General features: G+C 48.4%; 18 protein-coding genes. 16 read left to right on the forward strand and 2 right to left on the reverse strand.

The annotated features are described in order from the left end of the window. Positions 1–248: 248 nt before the first annotated feature. The 6 genes from KK083_RS20375 to KK083_RS20400 all read left to right on the forward strand — a co-directional run bounded on the left by KK083_RS20375 (position 249) and on the right by KK083_RS20400 (position 8,499). Positions 249–530, forward strand: a complete 282-nt coding sequence (locus KK083_RS20375; protein WP_254167069.1) for a hypothetical protein — start codon at positions 249–251, stop codon at positions 528–530. Positions 531–829: 299 nt separating this feature from the next. Further along, a complete protein-coding gene (locus tag KK083_RS20380) occupies positions 830–2,608 on the forward strand; it encodes a tetratricopeptide repeat protein (RefSeq protein WP_254167070.1) in 1,779 nt (592 codons plus the stop codon). A gap of 712 nt (positions 2,609–3,320) precedes the next feature. Next, positions 3,321–4,025 (forward strand): DUF4114 domain-containing protein, encoded by a 705-nt coding sequence (locus KK083_RS20385; protein ID WP_254167071.1) that lies wholly within the window; start codon positions 3,321–3,323, stop codon positions 4,023–4,025. 98 nt (positions 4,026–4,123) lie between these two features. Continuing rightward, a complete protein-coding gene (locus KK083_RS20390; protein WP_254167072.1) occupies positions 4,124–5,536 on the forward strand; it encodes an arylsulfatase in 1,413 nt (470 codons plus the stop codon). 349 nt (positions 5,537–5,885) lie between these two features. After that, positions 5,886–7,184, forward strand: a complete 1,299-nt coding sequence (locus KK083_RS20395) for a PQQ-dependent sugar dehydrogenase (protein WP_254167073.1) — start codon at positions 5,886–5,888, stop codon at positions 7,182–7,184. Positions 7,185–7,455: 271 nt separating this feature from the next. Beyond that, positions 7,456–8,499 (forward strand): 2-hydroxyacid dehydrogenase, encoded by a 1,044-nt coding sequence (locus KK083_RS20400; RefSeq protein ID WP_254167074.1) that lies wholly within the window; start codon positions 7,456–7,458, stop codon positions 8,497–8,499. A gap of 33 nt (positions 8,500–8,532) precedes the next feature. Here the strand turns inward: KK083_RS20400 and KK083_RS20405 are convergent, their stop codons facing one another. Then, positions 8,533–8,982 carry a pyridoxamine 5'-phosphate oxidase family protein gene (locus tag KK083_RS20405; protein ID WP_254167075.1) on the reverse strand — a complete coding sequence of 150 codons (450 nt, stop codon included), beginning with the start codon at positions 8,980–8,982 and terminating at the stop codon, positions 8,533–8,535. A 97-nt stretch (positions 8,983–9,079) separates the two neighbouring features. Then, entirely contained in the window at positions 9,080–10,477 is a 1,398-nt protein-coding gene (locus KK083_RS20410; protein ID WP_254167077.1) for an MBL fold metallo-hydrolase RNA specificity domain-containing protein, read from the reverse strand. A gap of 123 nt (positions 10,478–10,600) precedes the next feature. On the opposite strand from KK083_RS20410, the gene KK083_RS20415 reads away from it, so the two are divergent. From KK083_RS20415 to KK083_RS20460, 10 genes are all read left to right on the forward strand, one after another. Then, entirely contained in the window at positions 10,601–11,461 is an 861-nt protein-coding gene (locus KK083_RS20415) for a universal stress protein (RefSeq protein ID WP_254167079.1), read from the forward strand. Between the two features lie 127 nt (positions 11,462–11,588). Further along, on the forward strand, positions 11,589–12,722 hold the full coding sequence (locus KK083_RS20420; RefSeq protein ID WP_254167081.1) for a hypothetical protein: 1,134 nt from the start codon (positions 11,589–11,591) through the stop codon (positions 12,720–12,722). 268 nt (positions 12,723–12,990) lie between these two features. Further along, positions 12,991–14,118, forward strand: coding sequence for a hypothetical protein (locus tag KK083_RS20425; RefSeq protein ID WP_254167083.1), 1,128 nt, complete (start codon positions 12,991–12,993; stop codon positions 14,116–14,118). A gap of 296 nt (positions 14,119–14,414) precedes the next feature. Further along, entirely contained in the window at positions 14,415–16,661 is a 2,247-nt protein-coding gene (locus tag KK083_RS20430; protein WP_254167085.1) for a heavy metal translocating P-type ATPase, read from the forward strand. Positions 16,662–16,910: 249 nt separating this feature from the next. Further along, entirely contained in the window at positions 16,911–17,117 is a 207-nt protein-coding gene (locus KK083_RS20435) for a heavy-metal-associated domain-containing protein (protein WP_254167087.1), read from the forward strand. 141 nt (positions 17,118–17,258) lie between these two features. Further along, positions 17,259–17,666, forward strand: coding sequence for an HYC_CC_PP family protein (locus KK083_RS20440; protein WP_254167089.1), 408 nt, complete (start codon positions 17,259–17,261; stop codon positions 17,664–17,666). 94 nt (positions 17,667–17,760) lie between these two features. After that, positions 17,761–19,044, forward strand: a complete 1,284-nt coding sequence (locus tag KK083_RS20445; RefSeq protein WP_254167091.1) for an efflux RND transporter permease subunit — start codon at positions 17,761–17,763, stop codon at positions 19,042–19,044. Between the two features lie 2 nt (positions 19,045–19,046). Next, positions 19,047–20,972: an efflux RND transporter permease subunit gene (locus KK083_RS20450; protein ID WP_254167093.1), complete on the forward strand. Its 1,926-nt coding sequence runs from the start codon at positions 19,047–19,049 to the stop codon at positions 20,970–20,972. Continuing rightward, the gene (locus KK083_RS20455; RefSeq protein ID WP_254167095.1) at positions 20,956–22,209 is read left to right on the forward strand and encodes a TolC family protein; all 1,254 of its coding nucleotides are present in this window, start codon (positions 20,956–20,958) and stop codon (positions 22,207–22,209) included. Before KK083_RS20450 ends, KK083_RS20455 begins: the two co-directional genes overlap by 17 nt. Beyond that, positions 22,187–23,491, forward strand: a complete 1,305-nt coding sequence (locus tag KK083_RS20460) for a heavy metal-binding domain-containing protein (RefSeq protein WP_254167097.1) — start codon at positions 22,187–22,189, stop codon at positions 23,489–23,491. Before KK083_RS20455 ends, KK083_RS20460 begins: the two co-directional genes overlap by 23 nt.

Below are 23,491 nucleotides of genomic sequence, written 5' to 3' on the forward strand. Positions count from 1 at the left end.
AAAGACATTTATTTTTTCAAATCAAAGGACTGGTTTGAAAAAATACGTCGTGTAATGCAGCATGAAACCTTTTGTTACCTCATTTTTTGGTAAAATCCGAATTCTGATCGCTGTAAAATGCGTCGATTCGGAGGCATGTATACCTATTGTTAATCCAGTTTATTGTTGAAACAACGATTATGTCATTATTTTCGTGAATCCAAACCCCGTAAATTCAAGAAGAATGGCTAAAGTAACCACCCGATTTTATGGACGGTTTTAAGATCGCAGGATCGCCTGGCCTCTCAGGCATCTTTCCCGGCAACGATACGATCAAGGATTATCCGAGCCTTTTTAAGAATTCTCTCACCGGTATTTTCAGGTGCCGGTTTTCCGATGGCACCTTCTTCCTGATCCACCAGGGCGCCCTGAATATCCTGGGCGTCGCGGCGGTCGCCACAGGGTCGCTGTATAACAGGGTTGCAGCTTCGGGCAGAGGTTCGGAGTTCATTGTGAAGATCCCGGATGCAACGCCTTATGCCGGGTCCTGATTTATATCCACCATAACAGACAGATCTAAGAAATACGATATGCTTATGCAACAAACAGATACAAAACCCCGTCATGAAAAAATGAAAACGCTGAACACTATGGGAAAGCCTTTCGCCCAGGATCCACCGCAATAGCAGAAGGAGCCCTCCAAACCAATCACCCATTTTTAAGAGCCCATCCAAACAGCCATTGTACGAAGTACCTTGAGTTGAACTGTATTGCCTTTATTAAACGGATACTGGATTCTTTGGCGCCGCTGCGCCGCATAAAAAAGGAGATTCACTTACCTATTAAAAAGATGACCCGTAACCTTAACCTTCTCGCAGTAACACTGCTTCTGGTCAACAGCTGTATGCTGGCGCAGCAGACCGTCAAAAAAACACAGGGTGTTCGTGAGGGCAGCCTGGATGAACCTCCGCAGATCAGGTCATTATACCGTTTTGTGAATGAGCACATGAACAGCAACACGGCGCTGGCACTCGAGTATGCCAAGCTGGCGCTCTCCCTGGCGGAGAAGATGCACAGCGACAGGGATATTGCTATGTCGTGTTACCTGCTCGGCAGGATCTATGGCGACAGGCTCGCCGACTTCGAGAAGGGGATCCTATACCATGCACGGTCTATCGCGGCGGCGGAGAAGCTGAACGAATACGATCTGATCGCCCGTAATTATTTCAGCTCCGGCATCTTTCATTACAAGCTCGGTTTGCTTACCCGATCGCTTGACGAGTTCGGGGCCAGCCTCGATCTTTACAAGAAGACAGGCAATACATTGTATGAGTCGCTGGTGCAGATCAACATTGCCGCCATCTATGCCGAAGCGGGGGCCACTACTTACTCCATGGCGTTGCTCGGTTTCCGGGATGCGCTTCGCAAAGCTGCCGAGCTCAAAAGCGATTCACTTTATGTGATCGGCGCAACACATTACACCACAGCCCTGATCGCGCACGGAGAGTTCTCCGAAGCAGAAACGTACCTGAAAAAAGCCCTGCTCATGGCCAAAGATGACGACGCTTATACGGACTACCTGTACATCCTGCACCTGAACCTCGGCGAGCTATTGTTACAGAGGAACAACACGGCTGCCGCCATCAGTCATTTCAAGATCGCGAAAGAGATGAGCACCAGGCACAAGATCAGTTATGGCATGGCGCAAAGTGAACTGAAGCTGGGAAAGGCCTATGCCTCGCTGAACGAAGCACGCCACGCGGAAGAATGTTACCTGGAGGCCCTGCACGATTTTATGCAGATGAAAATGAAGATCAAGATCGCGGAAGTATACGGCGAGCTCTCCTTGCTGGCCAGTCGCCGGCAGCAGTTTGAAAAAGCGTTCAATCTCCGCTCGCTGCAATTGTCGTTTGCCGACAGCCTCTACCACGACCATAACAACCTGCTGCTGGAGATGCAGGCGAAAGCCTCCCGCAACAATACGCTGGCCATGTCTAAAAAAGATGAACATATCAATACCCTGTATATGAACCTGCTCGCCCTTGTGCTGCTGATCGCATTGTTTCTCGTATTACTGTACCTGAACCATCACCGGTTGCGCGCCGCCAGAGATAAGGCTACCCTTGCGCGTGAAAAGCTCGAGCTTGAAAAAGAGCTGCTGGACAAAAGCCTGCATGAGGAACAGCTGAAACAAAAGCTGGAGTTCAATGCCAAAGCCCTTACGGCCAACACCCTGAACCTGATCCAGAAGAACGAGATCCTGGAAAAGATCAAGGTCACGGCAGAAGAGATCAGGAACGCATCGCCCGCAGACCTTTCCCTGAAGATCAGGAACCTCGTGCACACGGCAAACTTTGCCCTGAACATCGACAAGGACTGGGAGCATTTCAAAGTGCATTTCGAGCAGGTGCATAACAATTTCTTCGAGCACCTGAAGACCAAATATCCTAACCTCAACTCGAGCGACCTCAAACTCTGCGCGCTGCTGAAGCTCAACCTCGATACCAAAGAGATCGCCACCATCATGAACATATCCCCACAAAGTGTAAAAGTGGCCCGTTCACGCCTGAGGAAAAAGCTGAAGCTGGATATCTCTTCGAACCTGAGCTCGGTGATCACGCAGATATAAGGAAATTCAGTCTCGTTAGTGACGACATATTGGTAGCCCTGAAGGGGCTGAATATCAATAGCGTCGGGTGCAGCCCGACGCTATTGTGCATTGGTATTCACGTGCCACAGGTAATCCAGATCGGGGTACGTTTTCTCTGGCACGTAATGCACACGCCAGATCAGGGTGTTGCGATCGATGCGCCATGAACAAGCAACGCCCGATTACTATCGCACGTGGCGCATTTCCCGTCGCATTGAATAGCCCGCGGCTTCACCGCGGGCTATTCATATTGCGCCCCTTCGGGGCTTTAATGCAGTAGTGATATAGACTTCGCTTCCTTAACTTAAGGACATTGCTGTAACGGGACTTAATGTCGTTACCCACTGGCATTCATTTGGAGTCACAATGCGCATTTTGTATCACAGCTGCTTCACAAATCAGATACAGATTTGTATCTAAAAATCTACAATGCGTGGATTCGAACATCCCTACACACGGGGCATTTGCTTTTCTCAGGAACTAATGGGTCCGTACATTTTGAAGCTGAGCGTGTTGCCATAGACCTGCCAGCCTTTAATTTTTCATTTTTTGGCCTGTTGTGATCCGAAGCGGCAGCCAGTAAACGACGCGAACGTCAGCATAACGGCATTAACCAAGGGAGCAGGCAGGTATTACCCGCTGTGGCATCAGCTTTATTGGTTCATTCAGCATAACATTATTCTTTAAGGCTATGAAAAAAGTGATGATCAGGTTCATTGGTGCAGCGGCCATGCTCTCCCTTACGTTTTGTTCAAACGAAGGCATAAAAGAACGGCCAGACGATATCGAAGCGACAGGAGAACGCACGGAGATCTACAATAAGATAATGGCAGAGTTTCCGGAGTTTAAAAACGTTAAGAAAACCCAACCGGCATTGTTCGAGGGTACCGCAGCCAAACAGGTTGTGCTGACAAACGAATCGGCTGTATATGTGACCTATATTTCTGAAGGTGCCAGTTATAGCAACACCTTCGGCTGGTATTCATACAATATCAATGACAAACCCGAGCAGCGTTCCGATCTCAAGCTGAATGTTCTGTTTCCACATGTATCCTATCGCGTCTTAAAGCAAGGTGACAGGCTGCAGGTGGGCGATGGGACATTTCCTGCCGGCACGGTCATAGGTTTTTTTCTGATCATCAATGGCTGGGGCGGAGGAGAGATCCACTATGACCGCGAAACATTTTATACAGATTATACGCTGAACACGGATGCACAACAACAGCACGTGCTGTTCAAACAAAAAGAGCTTGGCGACATCGTGCTCACCTTTGAAGACGACCTGACCTCACATCAGAGTGACCAGGACTTCAACGACATCATCTTCACCGTAACAGACAACAAAGAGAATAAGGCAGCCACCAATTTTGATCTGACCAATGTGGTGAACCTTTAACCAATATTGTCATTAAGTTATCAATAGCCCCGACGCCACCCGGGGCTATTTTATTTTCGTTAGCCACGGAAATACTTATCTTGATCAAAATTTTGATTATGGCGATCAACACCGTTTTCAGGCGCATCACTTCCGTATACAGGCTTGTAGCACTTTGTACGATACTCTTCACGGTGCACGTGTGTCATGCCCAGAAAAAATCCGGCAGCCCGAACATCATCTACATCATGGCCGATGACCTTGGTTATGCCGACTTGGGATGTTACGGTCAGAAGACCCTTCGTACACCACACCTGGACCAGATGGCAAAGGAAGGCGCGCGGTTCACGCAGTTCTACGCCGGGAGCACGGTATGCGCACCCTCGCGCTGTGCCCTGATGACAGGCAAGCACATGGGTCATGCCTACGTGCGGGGCAACAAGGAGATGCCCCTGCGCCCCGATGACATGACGCTGGCCAAGCTGATGAAGAACAAAGGTTATGTGACGGGCATGTATGGAAAATGGGGCCTGGGCCTTGAAGACAACACAGGTTCGCCTGAGAAGCAGGGATGGGATGAGGTTCTCGGCTACCTTCACCAGCGCGTGGCACACCGTTACAATGTTGACTACCTCTGGCAGGTCAACGCGGGAAAGTTGTCGAAATACCCGATGGACACCAACACCAATACCCACACCGTTATTATTCACAAAGCAAAGGATTTTATCCGGCAACAGCAGCACAAGCCGTTCTTCCTGTATCTTCCCGTCACTATACCACATGCCGAGATGCGGGCGCCAACGCCTGAGTCGCTTGCTCCGTTCCTGAAGCCCGATGGCAGCAGCGTATTCGATGAAAAACCTTTTGTGCGGCCACCCAACGGCTCGTATCGCTCGCAGCCTATGCCCAATGCAGCCTTCGCAGCCATGATGAAACAGATGGACGAAGACGTTGGCAGCATCCTCGCCTTGTTGAAAGAGCTTGGCATCGCTGACAACACGTATGTCTTCTTCACTTCGGATAACGGCCCGCACCAGGAAGGCGGGCGCGTGGTGGAGTTCTTCAACAGCAATGGCGACCTGAAAGGATACAAGCGTGATCTTTACGAAGGAGGCATCCGTGTGCCCATGATCGCCTGGGCCCCGGGCAGGATCAGGGCGGGTACTGAAGTGCACGAGCCCCTCGCTAACTGGGATGTGCTCCCTACGCTGGCGGAGCTGACACAGCAGAAAGCACCGGCAGGCATCGATGGCCTCTCGTTCGCAGCGGTGCTCGAAGGGCGATCGCTTAAAAATAAACATGACTACCTGTACTGGGAGTTCTTCGAGCGTGGCTTCGATCAGGCGCTGCGGGCCGGCGACTGGAAGATCGTAAAACGAAAGAGCAATAATTCGAAAACCGAGCTGTACAATCTCAAAGATGATCTCGCGGAGAGCAACGATCTCGCAACACAATTCCCCGATAAAGTAAAAGCGCTCGAGAAGCTGATGGAAAGTGCGCGTGTAGACTCACAGGAGTTCCCTGTAAATTAGATATGAGATATTAGTCCCGATAGCTATCGGGATGAAACTGAGACAATGCCGGTCTCGTGCATGAAATCTTGCCTCATTCCGATGGGTATCGGGTCTCATATCTCATATCTCACATCTCAAGTCTCTTATCTCAAATCTCACGTCTCAAATCTATCATCTCCCGTCTCATAATCGGTTACGGGTGTCATACATGCAGCCACCGGCGGGAGCGGAGGAATAAGAATTGTTCGTTATTGGTCCAGCCCATACGTGACATGATACGCGGCAATTTCAGCCGTAGTGTTGATGGATTGAAAGCTGCAACAGTGCAGTATTAACATTGTTTCTGGATTCAATAACAAACAATAGCATGAAGTATCAAAGTATTCTAATGATCGCATTGGTGGTGGCGGTGAACGCCTGTGACGATGACGATGAGAAAGAAGACCTGTCGGTGAGCCTGAACCTTGTAGCGGAAGGCTTTACATCTCCTGTGTTGCTGACGGAATCTACCGACAATTCGGGAAGATTGTTTATCATAGAGCAGCTCGGCCAGATCTATATTGTTAAGAACGGACAAAAGGTAGCCCAACCGTTCCTGGATATTCAAGGTAAGCTTACACCCAGAAGTGGCCCTCAGGATGAGCGCGGGTTGCTGGGCCTTGCATTCCATCCCAACTATGCCTCTAATGGACGGTTCTTTGTTTATTACAGCGGTCCCCTGAGAGCGGAAGGCCCGGCAGGCTGGGACCACACCAACTATGTAGCAGAGTATAAAGCTTCCGCTAATGCCGATGTGGCCGATGCCGGGTCGGGGCGGATCCTGCTGGCGATGGACCATCCGCAGCCTAACCACAACGCTGGCACTATTGCTTTTGGCAGTGATGGCTTTCTCTACATTTCAGTAGGGGATGGCGGTGGCGGAAATGACAATCAGCTGGGTCACGTAGAAGACTGGTACACCGAAAACGCAGGAGGCAATGGCCAGGACATCACCCAGAATTTATTGGGCAGTGTTCTGCGCATAGACGTTGCGCCAGCAACTGGTTACGGCATTCCGGCAGACAACCCGTTTGTAGGCAAGGACGGCATGGACGAGATCTACGCCTACGGACTTCGAAACCCTTACAGGTTCTGCTTCGATCCCGAGAACCGCATCATCCTGGCTGACGCAGGACAGGAGCTGTACGAAGAGATCGATCTTGTTGAGAAGGGCTCTAACTTAGGATGGAACATCAAGGAAGGACGCCACTGCTTTGATGATGCCAACCCTGAAACACCGCCGGGCTCATGTCCTTCGGCAGCTCCGGATGGAACGCCACTCACAGATCCCGTGATCGAATTCAAGAACGCGAAGAACTTCAGCGACGGCCTCGGCAATGTATCGGTAGGCGGTTATGTTTACCAGGGAAGCACCGTCATGTCGCTGAATGGAAAATATATCTTCGGTGTGCTCACGCAAGATCCTGACGCCGCCAACGGTGCCATCTTCGCGGCAGACCGCGCAGGCACTACGTGGGACTACCATAAGCTTTCCCTCAAGGGCATGAGCAACAACGACCTGGGTATGTTTGTGCTTGGCTTCGGCCAGGATAAAGCAGGAGAGGTGTATGTGACCACGAGCGCAGGTACGGCAGGATCGGGTAAGGTTTATAAGATTGGGCAATAATGTTCATTTTTTTATATAAAGCCTCTCGGAGAAGATCTGAGAGGCTTTTGAAAATAAAGCGCGAAGCGTGATGTTTACGATTTGCAGGTCACTGGCTGATCGAATTCAGTACGCAACGTCTTCTGCTATGCGAAAAACTTTCTGCTGGAATTAAAACGCCCACAGCAGCTTAACCAATTTATGAGTTAAGTCTTGTGCGAAGATGACAATTGTCAGGAGCGGACTGCCTCCGACGATCTTTATTGCGCCATGATTTAGGTTATAATAGATTATGAAAGTTTTTGTATATAGTGCAAGGTCATATGACAAACCTGCGCTTCAACTGGCGGCCGGTGGTCATGCGTTGCAATTCACGGAACAAAGGCTGAAACGGGACACGGCGCAGCTGGCAGCGGGTTGTGAGGCAATAGTAATATTTACGTCTGATGATGCTTCTGCGCCGGTGCTTGATATTCTACATTCACTTGGGGTCCGGTATATTTTACTGAGGTCGGCCGGATACGATCACGTCGATCTGAAGCGAGCGGCAGCGCTTAGCATCCGGGTAGCGAACGTGCCAGAGTATTCACCCAATTCTGTAGCGGAGCAGGCCGTAGCAATGCTGATGGCCGTGAACAGGAAGCTCATTCAGGGACAAAGGCTGATGCAGCTCCAGGACTTCAGGATTGATTCTTTGCAGGGGTTTGACATCCACGGAAAAACGGTGGGCATCATCGGCACCGGCAAGATCGGGATGGCGTTTGCGCGGATCATGCTAGGATTTGGCGCAAAGGTGATCGCGTATGATCTCCAGGTGAATCCGGAAGCCATCAGCGCCGGCATAAAATACGAGTCGTTGGAAGCATTGCTGAGACAAAGCGATGTCGTGTCACTGCATTGCCCTTTGACGGCAGCTACGCGGCATCTGATGTCTGAAACACAATTCAGCTGGATGAAGCCGGGTGCCATCCTTGTGAATACGTGCAGGGGTGCCGTGATCAACACAGTAGACCTCATTAAAGCATTGGATTCGCGCCAGTTGGGTGCGGCATGCCTGGATGTTTATGAGTTCGAGAAGGGGTTGTTCTTTGAAGACCACAGCGGTGACATTATTCACGACGCGAATTTTGTGAGACTAAGAAGTTTTAAAAATGTTCTGATCACCGCCCACCAGGGATTTTTAACCACCGACGCGATCAAAGAAATAGCAGAAACAACGATCAATAACCTGGATTGCTGGCAAAACGGAGTGCCCTGCAAAAACGAGTTAACGGTGAAACCGGGGATTGAAACCGATGCCCTGGAGAGAAAGCCGCGCATTGTAGGTTCCATTTAATGTGCGAAGCAGCAAAGTTTGCTTCCGGAATGGTCACATCTTTTCGAACCGGCCGGTTTTTTCAGCCGCCTTAATTCTGTAGACAACAGCTTTTAAACTTTTTTCAACCACCTCGGGGGCATGCGCAAATTCATGCGATGGTCTGACCGTCTCGCTCATGATGAAAGGCGCAAGGCGATCCATGATGATCTTCAGTGCCGCCTGTTGCTTCCTGTCTTTCAGCTCTTCGTATTTGCCCCAGACTATGATGCTTCTCCAGTTTGTCATGTTCTCGATCGAGTCCACCTGGAAGCAGACATCCGGATTCTGGCGCATCATTTTGATCTTTAAGCCCTCGCGGGAATGTGCGTAGATATAACCCTCATGATATACGTACGTGACCGGCACCACATACATCTTGTTGTTTGAGCGACACCCGATCCTGCCCACAAATTGTGTGTAAAGAACCTGGTCGATTTGTGCTTCAGTTAGTTTGCCCAGCATACGGATCTTTGTTGTTTGTTTCAATACCATAAAATAAGTATGAACTGAGTGAACCGCTACGAGCTACGTCAGCCAACGGCATGACCGTTGTCACTTTCTAAATACCTCTAAACAGGCTTACCGATTCTAAATACGCCGGCTGAATGACATTCCAGTTGAAGCGGGCTTTGATCCCTTTTGCATAGGCGTCTAAGCTGCTCTTTTCACCATGCACCGGGAAGACCATTTTTGGCGCAGACTTGAAATGACTCATCCACAGAAACAGCTCTTCTTTATCAGCGTGCCCTGAAAGAGAAGTCATATTCTCTACCTTACATTTCACGGGTACTTCTTCTCCAAAAATCCTGATGGTGGGCTCCTGATCTACAAGCTTCCTACCCCGGGTACCTTCAGCCTGGTACCCTGCTACCACAACGGTGTCTTGTGGATTGGGCAGACGGTGATAGAGATGGTGAAGGATGCGCCCACCCGTCATCATACCACTGGAGGAGATAATGATGGCGTTAGCCTTGATCTCATTCAATGCTTTAGAATGTTTTGACGTTTTTACAAACAGCAGCATGTTGGTTTCAAGCTTTCTGGCAAATTCACTTTGATTGAATTTTACTTTATGATAGTCCGGATACCGGTAGTACAAATACGTGGCGGAGATGGCCATCGGGCTGTCGATATAAACCGGAACATCTGGAATTTTTCCGGTCTCCATTAACTGATGAAGATAATAAAGCAGTACCTGCGTTCTTCCTACGGCAAATGCGGGGATCAGTACAACGCCACCCCTGGCGAAAGTTTCCTTCACGATCCTTTCCAGGTCACCCTCGGGGTCGGGCGCGGGATTGCTTTTATTGCCATAAGTAGACTCTACAAAGAGAATATCAGCGCTTTCGATCATGGCGGGCGGGCGCAGCATGGCGTCGTGGTTTCGTCCAAGGTCTCCCGAAAACACTATTTTCTTTGACTGGCTGTCACCTTTGATATAAAGCTCGGTGATGGCTGACCCGAGCAGATGTCCCGCATCCTTATATATTATTTCGATGTTGTCTGCCAGTCTGATGCTTTCGTCATAGTTATATTTTTTCAGTAGCGGGAAAACCGCTTCAGCATCTTGTGTGGTGTAGAGCGGTTGAGGGTTGGCATGTTTTGAATAGCCCTTTTCATAGGCAAACGAAGCCTCTTCTTCCTGGAGCTTGGCAGAATCGAGCAACATGATCTCCATCAGGTCAGCCGTTGGACGCGTGCAATAGATGGGACCTTTGTAACCTTCCTTGACCAACCGGGGTAAATATCCCGTGTGATCGATGTGTGCGTGGCTGATCACTACAGCATTGATCGAATCGGCCTTTACGGGGAACGGCTCCCAGTTTCTTAACCGTAATTCTTTCAAACCTTGAAACAACCCACAGTCAACGAGCAGCCGGAAGCCGCCAATATCGAGCAGGAACCTTGAACCTGTAACCGTGCCAGTTGCACCTAAGAATTTCACTTTTACATCCATGCCGGAAAACTGGTAAATGCTGGTAAAGCACAATATGACATAAATCAGGGTTTTCGATGACCTTCTTCAAGATACAGCTTAACATGATCGTTTACTTTTAATCTATCAACAAATATTATCGCCATGAAGAAGATATTAGTTCCCTATGATTTTTCCAAGCCGGCACAATGGGCCCTGCAGACCGCGATCGGGGTCGCGAAAAAAGCCAAAGCGCGCATCATCCTGCTGCACATTGTGGAGCAGCCCACGTCGGAGTCGTTTAATGTTGAAGGCCAGATCAATAATGACGGAGGATGGGAAGATAAACTTTTTACGCTGAAGCTTATCGAGAAGAATAAAGGGCAGCTGGAGGACGCGGCCAGGCTTGTTGAGGACGAGGGTATTTTCGTGACCTGCGAATTGCGACTCGGTAATCCTTTTCATGGGATCAGAACGGTGATCACCGATTCCCAGGCCGACCTGGTGGTAATGGGAACGTCGGGCCGGTCAAAACTGGAAGAGATGATCGTTGGATCGAATACCGAAAAAGTGGTTCGTTATGCCAAATGCCCGGTGTTGACGGTTCACGAAGAGCCTAACGGAAAAGATTTCGTCAACATTGTTTACGCGAGCTGTCTGAGTGAAAATGAAACTGAATTTGCTTCAGTAGTGAAGAACGCCCAGGAAATGTATAACGCCACCATCCACCTCGTGCGGATCAACACGCCTATGAACTTCCGTTCCGACCATGAGGTGAAAAAAGTCATGCGCGATTTTGCCCGGAAGCTCAAGCTCGAAAATTATACCATCAACGTATTCAGCGACAGGAGTGAAGAGGAGGGCATCCTTCACTTTGCCTCCAGCGTCAATGCCGACCTGATCGCCATGGCCACGCATGGAAGAACCGGGTTCGCGCATGTGCTGGTTGGAAGCATTGCCGAAGACGTGGTCAACCATGCCCAGCGACCTGTGCTGACGTATGTTACCCCGGAGCTGTATCGATGACTTTTTTGTTTCAGAAGGAATACCTGGGCGGATAATTATAGATAACCCAATGATTAAGATCACACTTTGGAGACGTTAAAGTATCGAATTATTTCGCAAATGGTAGTTGTTTTTGTATAATACTGCTATGAGTGATAATGACACCAATCTGTTCAACGAAGCCATGGCCTCGTTTGATCTACAGTCTGTTGATCGTCAGTACCTTGTTTTTCGCGGCCATTACATTCATGCACGAGACAAAATAAAAAAGGTATTAAGGCATTCCGGTTCCCCCTTATTGAAGCCTTTTAGTTCGAAGCTTATTTATGAACAAGCACTGAATCCAGACTTTGACGCATTTGCATTCAAGTATTCAGGTAATTATTTCATTAACATATCGGACGGAACTCATCACATATTGCACGAATTGTACAATCGACTTCTTTCCAATCCTACTATCTTGCCGCAGTTTGGTGACATTTCCAAAGAGGTCACAGCGGTCAATCCAATTAAGGGTTATTTCCTGAACGCTCTAGTTATGGTAGAGGAGTCTGAAAGACGTGGTGGTTTGTATTGGCCACGAGATGAAATGCGCAGGAGGTATGCAATATTTCTTAGCAACTTAGCTTTGGATTGGATTTTCGAGCATGAACTTGCACATATCACTAATGGCCATGTGGACTACGAAATTGCTAATTATGGTGTTTGTCGTATTCAAGAAAATGGTACAGTTGGTTTGCAAAGCCAACATTTATTAGATCGGCAAACAATGGAAATGGATGCTGATGGAGCCGCATTCGGCAACTGTTGTGGTGTGCTGATTCGAGCTTCTATTCATCCACAATTAAAGAACATGAGTGAATTTAGTCAAATTGTCTTTGGCGATGTGTATAGGCTACTTGGAGATTTTTATTTTGCATTGCTGAATTTGTTTAGACTTTTCGGTGATGGGGACTTTCGAAACATGATTGCTGGAACAAGTACTCATCCTGAAGCACCGCATCGTGCATTGATGCTTCTTAAAACTTTTGAACCAATGATGGAGCATATGAACCGAAAGTATCATGCAAATCTTAGCATGGACCGACTTTTGACGAGTTGCATAGAAGCTCTAAGAATGGGCGGAATTTCTTACAGACTAATTACTGATAAGGACCCAAAGGAAGCTTTTATAGGATCCCACGGTTATGATAATCCAATTCATGAGGCGTTGATAAAGAATTGGCAGGATCACCTTTTTTACAAGTTGAAACCATTTTCATACAAGGATTTGTATTACTAGCATGATTGTGGCCTCCAAAAGGCGGGGACATTAGTCAACCACGCGTAGCGACCCTGTGCAGAAGCGTTATCCCCAAGTCACTAACTAGCAATTCAAAGTGTACGTTTCGCGGGCTTGCAAATAATGATGATCAAACTAGAGTAAATAAAACAGAATTCAAAGGAGGGATGATGTTTGGTAATGTGCTAGTAAAGGTTAAGACCTCAGCTTTGATTGGAGTATCGAAAGCGATTTTTTTAAATCAACAGACTTTTTCGTATAATAAGTCATGAATGACAACGATACCAATCTATTCAACGAAGCCATCGCCCCGTTACATTCTGTTAGCCATCAATACCTTGCTTTTTCCGGCCATTACATAGACGCACACAAGAGAATCCAAAGGTTATTAGGGCTTTCCAGCCCTCCCATGTGGAAACCATTTAGCTCGAAGCTTATTTATGAACAAGCGCTGACTCCAGATTTTGACGCATTTGCATTCAAGTATGCAGGTAATTATTTCATTAACATATCAGACGGAACTAATCACATATTGCACGAATTGTACAATCGACTTCTTTCCAATCCTACTATCTTACCTCAGCTTGGTGACATTTCTAAAGAGGTAGCAGTGGATAATCCAATTAAGGGGTACTTTCTGAACGCTCAAACTATGATTGAGGAGGCTAACAGACGTGGTGGTATGTATTGGCCACAGGACGAAGTACGCAGAGGCTATGCGACATTCCTAACCAACTTAGCTTTAAATTGGATTTTCGAGCATGAATTGGCGCATATCACGAATGGCCATGTTGACTACGAAATTGCAAATCACGGAGTTTATCGCATTCAAGAAAATGGTACGGTTGGCCTGCAAAGCCAACATCTATTAGATCGGCAAACAATGGAAATGGATGCTGACGGAATGGCATTCGGCAACTGTTGTGGCGTACTGATTCGAGCGACTATGAATCCTCAAATAAAGGATCGGAACGAATTTACTCAAATGATCTTTGGTAATGTCTATAATCTACTTGCAAATTTTTATTTTACATTGTTGACTCTGTTTAGACTTTTCGGTGATGGGGATTTTCGAAATATGGTTGCTGGAACGAGTACACACCCAGAAGCACCTCATCGTGCCTTGATGCTCTTTAAAACGTTTGAAACAATGGCGGAGCTTATGAACCGAAAGTATAATGCAAATCTTGACCTTGACCAACTTCTTAAAAGTTGCATAGGCGCTCTAAGAGCAGGAGACATTGCCTACAAATTAATTACTGATAAAAATCCGAAGGAAGTTTTTGTAGGCCCCCACGGTTATAATAATCCTATTCACGGAGCGTTGATTGAAAATTGGCAGCATCATCTTTTTCACAAGTTGAAGCCATTTGCATATACGGAGTTGTATTACTAGAATACCAATGGCCTCGAAAGCCCCGGAAGCGTCTCAAACTTCGGTTTCTTGTGTAGGCTGTAGGAGAAAATTGAAGCATATATTATATGGCTGTGGGGCTGTCATTCGGCTGAGACTCTCTATTTTAAGATAAAATTAAGCCATAATTGGGTATCAGATAACTGCGATACGAAATGATGAAAAGTGGAAAAGCCACCCTATTTCTGTTTCTTGGAAATCTGTAAGTCTTTCCGGCAATTATATAACTCTCCGGCGGCATCATTATACGTTATTTGAGGTAGAAAACTTAATGATTTATGGCCGCTGAAGTGCTGACAAGGAATACCAATGGAAAATATATACGCGAAACATTTCCGGTATTGGAGATGACCTGTGCCGCGTGCGCAGTAAGTGTGGAGTCAATGCTCAAGGCTACGGCAGGCGTGAAAGATGCAGCCGTGAACTTTGCCAATCAGACGGCAACGGTTGAATATGATGCCAAACTCGCAACCGTGAACGACCTGCAGAACTCCGTACGATCCATCGGATACGACCTGGTGGTAAATGTAGAAGATCCGCAGGCGGTTCAGGAAGAAGCACAACGGAAACACTATGAGGCAGTGAAGAACAGGACCATCTGGTCGTCGGTCCTTGCTTTACCGGTGGTGATCATCGGGATGTTCCTGATGGACATGCCCTATGGAACGTACATTTCCATGGCGTTGACAGCACCGGTTGTATTTTACTTTGGCAGAAATTTCTTTGTCAACGCGTGGAAACAGGCAAAACACCTGAAAGCAAACATGGATACGCTGGTGGCATTGTCTACCGGCATCGCGTTTGTATTCAGCGTTTTTAATACCTTTTTTCCTGAGTTCTGGCATGCCCGCGGTTTACATGCGCATGTGTATTATGAAGCTGCCGCCGTGGTCATTGCCTTTATTTCACTCGGAAAACTCCTGGAGGAGAAAGCCAAATCCAATACTTCTTTGGCGATCAAAAAATTGATGGGACTACAGCCGAAAACCGTACGGGCCATCATCGATGGTGTGGAGCAGGAAATTCCAATCGCGTCAGTAAAGGTAGGGCATAAGATCCTTGTGCGTCCTGGCGAAAAGATTCCCGTAGACGGCGTTGTGATCAGCGGGTCCTCCTATGTGGATGAGAGCATGATCTCGGGTGAACCTGTGCCCGTGGAAAAGAGCGCGGGAGAAAAGGTCTTCGCCGGCACGGTCAATCAAAAGGGAAGTTTTTACTTCGAGGCCCAAAAGGTTGGCGGCGACACTGTACTCGCACACATCATCAAGATGGTTCAACAGGCCCAGGGAAGTAAGGCGCCCGTACAAAAGCTGGTAGATAAAATTGCCGGGATCTTTGTTCCGATCGTGATCGGCATTGCCATCCTGACCTTTATTACCTGGATGGTTCTTGGTGGAGACAATGCCTTCACCCATGCGCTGTTAACCTCCGTTACCGTGCTGGTGATCGCCTGTCCGTGCGCCCTTGGGCTTGCAACGCCAACGGCCATTATGGTAGGCGTTGGTAAAGGCGCGGAGAATAATATCCTTATCAAGGACGCTGAAAGCCTCGAGCTTGCGCACAAAGTGAATGCCGTGATCCTGGACAAAACAGGCACGATCACTGAAGGGAAACCGGTGGTCACCGACCTTGTTTGGAAAACAGCGGGCATCTCATCTGAATTGAAGGACATCTTATACACGCTGGAGGCACAGTCTGAACATCCATTGGCAGAGGCGGTAGCTGGCAAGCTCAAAAATGACGGTGCAAAATCGCTGTCCCTGGAAAAGTTCGAAAGCCTCACAGCACGTGGTGTAAAGGGAAGTTATAACGGTACACCATACTTTGTTGGAAACAGAAAGCTTGTTGCTGAAAATAAGATCAACGTTTCCGAAAGCATTTCTGCAACGGCCGACAGGCTTCAATCGGAAGCAAAAACGGTGGTCTATTTCACCAATGGCGAAAGTGTTCTGGCTGTCATTGCCATTGCTGACAAGATCAAGGCGACCTCACGTGCTGCCATTGAATCATTACAAAAGAAAGGTATCGATGTTTATATGCTGACAGGTGACAACGCCCAGACGGCAAAAGCGGTAGCCGGTCAGGTAGGACTGAAACATTTCAAAGCCGAGGTCCTTCCATCCGACAAAGCAGACTTTGTTAAAAAGCTTCAGTCCGAGGGCAAAGTGGTTGCCATGGTTGGCGATGGAATCAACGACTCGCATGCGCTGGCACAAGCCGATGTGAGCATCGCGATGGGCAAAGGTTCAGACATTGCCATGGATGTGGCGAAGATGACTTTAATTACTTCCGATCTGCAATCCATCCCAAAGGCGCTTAACTTATCAACCAAGACCGTTCGTGGCATCCGGCAGAACTTGTTCTGGGCATTTATCTACAACGTCATCGGTATACCGGTTGCGGCCGGCGTCCTGTATCCGTTAAACGGTTTCCTGCTCGATCCGATGATTGCCGGCGCAGCGATGGCCCTGAGCTCGGTGAGTGTCGTAGGCAACAGCTTGCGACTAAGGTCTGCGAAAATCTAGCGGTCAAGACAAAATCCTTACGGCTGATATGTAACTGTGTCTGTTGATGCCAGTCATACCTTTGATCATCGAAAGTAACATGGTAAAAAACAGTGAAAAGATAGTCTTGCTTGTGTTGGGGATTGTGATCGCCGTTGTATGCATCGCCGTTGTTTTCTGATACATGGTGTAATTATATAAATCTGTCTGGTAATTATATAAAGCCGAAAAACATCCGAAAGCGTTTATTTGTATATAAGAATAATAATCATGGAAACAATTAAATTCAAAACAACCATAAAGTGCGCTGGCTGTGTAGCGAACGTAACGCCCTTCCTGAACGAAGCGCTTGGTGAAAATAAGTGGGAAGTGGATTACAACAACCCGGCAAAAGTGCTTACTGTAGTCGGAGAAGATGACAAAGCGAAAGTAATCAAGGCTGTTGAAAAGGCTGGCTATAAAGCAGAAGCACTTTAGTTCCTAACCCTTTGAGGGTTCTTAACCCTCAAAGGGTTGGTAAAAACAACTGATTTAAACCCGCTTTCATGGAATTCTATAACAGATTAATCTTAAAGTATAAATCCTAAATCCGGAAATTCCGTTAGATTTGAACAGTCAATGAAAGTGCTCCGAACCATATCGGCCGTTATTTTAGCCTTCCTGGTGCTGGTCTCATCCACCAGCTTTATCGTGGGCATGCACATTTGCATGGGCGAGGTTCAGAATGTGGCGCTGTTTGGTCATGCCGACAGCTGTCAGAAAGAGAAGGCACTTCCACCTTGCCATAAACACATGAAGCCGGCCTGCTGTGAAGATGAGACCGTCTCTCATGAAGCAACTGACCTCAAGGCATCGGCAGGGCAAGTCCAAATAGTGGCGCCTGCTCCAATGGACCTTGAACAGCCCCTCGTGCTGATCTCAGAAGTGATCCCTGCAGCCGACATCTCCCGCACACAATATTACAATTACGATCCGCCTTTGCGATCGTTTGACCTCACCGTCTCCCTCCAGGTTTTCCTGATCTGATCTCTTCATGTCTTGAGGAGTAAACACTCCTGTCTTGTCGCGCTGATGCTCAAGCGCCTGTAATTCTCTATTACTCCTTATTTCTACTGAAGACATGATAGAAAGACTTATTTCTATATCATTAAAAAACAGATTCCTTGTGCTGCTGGTGGCCGCAGGACTTTTTGCCTGGGGTGTCTATTCGGTGCAGACCAATAAGATCGATGCTATTCCCGACCTGTCTGAAAACCAGGTGATCGTTTTTACGGAATGGATGGGAAGAAGCCCGCAGATCATCGAGGACCAGGTGACCTATCCGTTGGTGACAAACCTGCAAGGTCTGCCGCAGGTGAAATATGTACGCGGCAGTTCCATGTTCGGAATGAGCTTCGTGTATGTGATCTTCGATGATGAAACAGATGTTTATTGGGCGCGTGAACGGGTGCTCGAACGTCTCAACTATGCCACGCGCCTGCTGCCGGAAGGTGTTACGCCCACGCTCGGGCCCGATGGTACCGGTGTCGGTCACATATTATGGTATACCCTCGATGCGCCCGGTATGGATCTCGGCGAACAACGCGCCGTCCAGGATTGGTATGTGAAGTTCGGCCTGCAGAATGTGCCCGGTGTGAGTGAGATCGCTTCATTCGGCGGATTTCAGAAACAATACCAGGTAACACTTGATCCCAACAAGCTCACCTATTACGGTCTGTCCGCTCCCGAAGTAATTCAGTCCATCCGCGCCAACAACAACGAGGCCGGTGGAAGGAAGTTCGAGATGAGCGACATCGGCTACATCATCAAGACCACCGGTTATCTGAAATCGGTTGAGGAGATCGAAAACATTCCTGTAAAGACCGTCAACACCGTTCCCGTCAGGATCCGCGATGTTGCCTCCGTTCAAATGACCGGTGAAACCCGCCTTGGAATATTCGACGTCGATGGCGAAGGTGAGGTGGTAGGTGGTATCGTGGTGATGCGGTATGGAGAGAATGCCGATGAGGTAATTGGCAATGTGAAAAAGAAAATGGAAGAAGTGGCCAAAGGATTTCCGCAGGGAATGAAGTTCAACATTGTTTATGACCGCAGCGAGCTTATCGAAGAATCGATCTCGTCGATCAAAACCACGCTCATTGAAGAAATGATCGTGGTGTCGCTGGTGGTTATCATCTTCCTGTTCCACTGGCGAAGCGCGGTCAGCATCATCATTCAAATACCGATCACCATCGCCACAAGCTTTATTTTATTGAATGCATTCGGTATCACGTCAAACATCATGTCGCTGACGGGAATTGCGCTGGCCATCGGCGTGATCGTGGATAACGGTATCATCATGGCGGAAAACGCTTATAAGAACCTTTCCAGCAGATATGCCGAATTAAACCCTGGAGAGAAGTAGTTATGAAATTGTTCAGGAGAAAAATATATAACAAGATAGAAGAAGCCGAGCGTATGGCGATCATCGAAAGATCTTCCAAACAGGTGTCGCGCGGTGTGTTCTATTCCACCATAATTATTATCACATCGTTTCTTCCCGTGTTCATGCTCACGGGGCAGGAGGGCAAGCTTTTTCATCCGCTGGCGTATACGAAAACGTTCATCCTGATCGTCGATGCCATGCTGGTGGTAACACTGGCGCCCGTGATCATCTCTTTCTTCATGAAGGGAAGGTTTAAGGACGAAAGAAGTAATCCGATCAACCACTTCCTTGAAAAAATATATGAGCCGGTGATCCGCGCCTGTATGAAGTGGCGCAAGACAACGATCGGCGTAAACATTCTGGCCCTGGTGATCAGCGTTCCATTGCTCATCAGCCTTGGCAGCGAATTTATGCCGCCGCTGGATGAACAATCCATTCTGTTTATGCCGGTGACGTTGCCTGATGTTTCAAACGAAGAAGCCAAACGCATTCTCCAGGTGCAGGACAAGATCATTAAATCGGTGCCCGAGGTCGACAAAGTTCTTGGCAAAGCCGGAAGGGCCAGCACGGCCACAGACAACTCGCCCATCAGCATGATCGAGACGATCATTATGCTCAAACCGAAAACGGAATGGAGAGAAGGCATCAGCAAGAACGATATCATCAATGAGCTGGATGCTAAAATGCAGATCCCCGGTGTTGTGAACGGCTGGACGCAACCGATCATCAACCGTATCAACATGCTGGCTACCGGCATCAGAACCGACGTTGGTGTGAAGGTGTATGGCCAAAACCTCGACAGCATTGCTGCGGTGTCAGAACGTGTGAAAGCTGCGCTGGAAGGTGTGCCGGGTATAAAGGATCTTTATGTGGACCCGATCACGGGCGGGAAATACCTGACCATCGATGTAAAGCGTGATGCGCTGTCGCGGTATGGGCTCTCGGTCAATGACGTGAACACCGTTGTGGAATCTGCGATCGGCGGAAGCCCTATCGGGCAAACCATTGAAGGAAGACAACGGTTCACGATCAGTGTAAGACTTGCCCAGGATTATCGTAACAGCATCGAACAATTAAAACGGATCCCCATTAAAACCGCGTCATTGGGAACGGTGCCTTTGTCTTCCGTAGCCGACATCAGGTTTGAGAACGGACCGCCCATGATCGTATCGGAAAATGCTCTGTTAAGAGGCGCTGTTTTGTTCAACGTGCGCGACAGAGATTTGGGCAGCACGGTTAAAGAAGCAATTGAAACATTGAATAAAAATCTCGGTGGATTGCCCAACGGCTATTACCTGGAGTGGAGCGGACAATACGAGAACCTTATTCGCGGCAAGCAAACGCTGATGATCATTCTTCCCGTTGTGCTGTTGATCATCTTCATTTCACTCTACCTGGCTTTTCATTCTATCCGTGAAGCGTTTTTCAGCCTGATCACAGTACCCTTCGCGTTGATCGGCGGCGCCTATATGGTTTACTTCTATGGCGTGAATCTTTCAGTTGCCGTGGCGGTGGGATTCATCGCGTTATTCGGTATCGCAGTGGAGACCGGTGTTGTTATGGTGATCTACCTGAACGACGCCATGCAGCAGTTGGTGAAGCTGCGCGGCAATTCAAGTGAGACAATTTCAAGGGAGGAGCTTAGAGAATACGTGATCGCGGGAGCAGCAAAACGCCTGCGTCCCAAGCTGATGACAGTGTGTGTGGCTTTGTTCGGCCTGATCCCGGTGTTGTGGGCGACAGGTGTTGGCAGCGACGTGATGAAACCCATTGTGCTCCCGATGATCGGGGGGGTGCTCACCTCGTCAACACACATTCTGCTGGTGACCCCACTCATCTTTTTGATGACGAAAGAATATGAATTAAGAAAATTCGGAAAAATCGAAGTTTATGAAGTTAAGCATTAGGACATCGGTTTTGTTTATAGCATGCTGGCTCAGCCTGGTCATGAAGAGCAACGCCCAGGTGATCAGTCTTGACAGTGTGCTGCAGATCATTGACAGACAGAACCCGATGCTTCAGGAATATGACAATAAGGTAAAAGCGCTCAACACCTATGCGGAAGGCGCAAAAAGCTGGATGGCTCCCATGGTTGGCGCTGGAACATTCATGAAGCCTTATCCAAATCAAATGTTGATGGATGAGCGTGATAAAGGCGCGTGGATGTTCTCTGTCGAGCAGGAGATCCCTAACCCGGCCAAATTGAACGCCAATAGAACGTATCTCTCGTCGCGGGCAGCGGTGGAAGAGCAAAACAGGTCAGCACAATTCAACCAGCTGCGCAGCGAGGCAAAAGCGATGTACTATCAGTGGCTCGTGGCCGAGGAGAAGCTGAAGATCCTGCAGGAGAACGAGCGCATTATGGAATTGATGCTGAAGCTTGCCAGGATCCGCTATCCCTACAATCAAGGAAGTCTCGGCAACATCTACAAGGCTGAAGGCAGGTTGAGCGAAGTTCAGAATATGATCCAGATGACCAGCGGCGATATCGAAGAAAGCGCGTTCAGACTGAAGGGTCTGATGAACCTTCCCGTGGAAACGAAGATCATGGTAGACACAACTACTCGGGTGCAATATGAGCCGGATCGGGTGATCTATGACACGGCTGCGTTAAGCGCGCAACGAAGCGATATCAGGCAGATCGACAAGACCATTGAAACCATGCGTCTGAATCAACAGCTCCAGCGGTTTCAGGCCAAGCCCGATTTCAAGATCCGTTTTGATCACATGCAACCTATCGGCAACATGCCGACCCAGTTCACAGCGATGGCCATGGTATCCATTCCAATTGCCCCCTGGTCTTCCAGGATGTACCGGTCGGAAGTGAAAGGAATGCAGTATGACATCGAAGCCATGAAAAAAGGCAGGGAAGCCATACTGGTTGAAACCAGGGGAATGCTGGCAGGGATGGCGTCACAGCTGACGAGGATGAAGCACCAGCTCGAGAACTACGATACGAAGATCGTTCCGGCACTGCGGAAGAATTACCAAACGTTGATGCTCGCTTATGAAGAGAACCGTGAGCAATTACCGATGGTGATCGACGCATGGGAGGCGCTGAACATGGCGCAAATGGAATACCTCGAAAAGAACCAGGAATATTATAACATGATCGTGCGCTATGAAAAGGAATTGGAAAAGTAATATAGTCATGACGGCGCTGTTCCTGCTTCTGCTGTTTGCAGCGGCTTGTAACAAGAACGGAACGCATGCGGAACACGATACCTATACCTGCCCGATGCACCCTACTGTGATTCAGGACAGGCCAGGCACATGTCCTGTTTGCGGAATGGACCTTGTGAGAAAGGCGCGCCCGGGTGAAGCGGTTGAGATCACCGAAGACCTTGCACGCCTGATCAAATCACCTAATGAAACGGTAGTCGCCTCCATCAGGACAATTAAAGGAGAATACAAGACAATGCCGGTGCGCATCGAAGCACAAGGTGTTGTTACTTATGATACGCGTAACATTTTCACCATACCATCAAGAACAGGTGGACGGTTAGAGCAGGTATTCATCAAATACCCCTTTCAGTCAGTGAAAAAAGGTCAGAAGGTGGCCGAGATCTACAGTCCTGAATTGCTTACCGCGCAACGTGAGCTCCTCTTTCTGTTAGAGAACGATGCACAAAATGAGCCGCTGATCAATGGCGCAAAGCAGCGACTGCAATTGCTGGGTGCCACTGAGTCGCAGATCAAAACGCTTATTCAACGGAAGGAGCCTCAAAACACCTTTGCGATCTACAGTCCATACGATGGTTACGTGATCGCTGAAACCCAACAGGCCCCCGTCGCGCCAACCGCCGCGCCCGTTTCATCAACCGCCGCGCCAGGAGGCATGAGTGACGGAATGGGGTCAACATCGGCCAGTTCGTCAACGCAGTCTACAACAACTACCGCTGCTCCCGGAAACCTCATCAGGGAGGGGAGCTATGTTACATCAGGCCAAACATTATTCAAAGTTGTGAACACTTCCGCGCTTCTTGTTGAATTGAATCTTCCATCAGCGATGGCTAACGCGATCAAGAAAGGCACGGATGTGAAGCTTGATTTCGGAGATGGTGAGGTGCAACAGGCAACAGTCGACTTCGTTCAGCCTTTCTTCAACGAAGGCCAGGAATTTCTTACCGTGAGGGTTTATACAAAGCGATCAGATAAGCTCCACATCGGCCACCTGGTAAGAGCGAGGCTTGCGGGCTCCTCCGTGGAAGCCCTGTGGATACCCAGGGAAGCATTGCTCGACCTGGGTGTTGACAAAGTGGTATTCATCAGGGACAAAAAAGTGCTGAAGCCTAAAAAGGTTGTTGTTGGCGCCCGTACAGGCGATGTGGTGGAGATCAGGCAGGGGCTTTCTTCTTCGGATGAGATTGCTGCCAATGCTCAATATTTAGTAGACAGTGAAAGTTTCATCAAAACTCAAAAGTAG

Origin of the sequence: Chryseosolibacter histidinae (assembly GCF_018598225.1) — a bacterium.
In the GTDB taxonomy this organism is placed as follows: domain Bacteria; phylum Bacteroidota; class Bacteroidia; order Cytophagales; family Cyclobacteriaceae; genus Chryseosolibacter; species Chryseosolibacter histidini.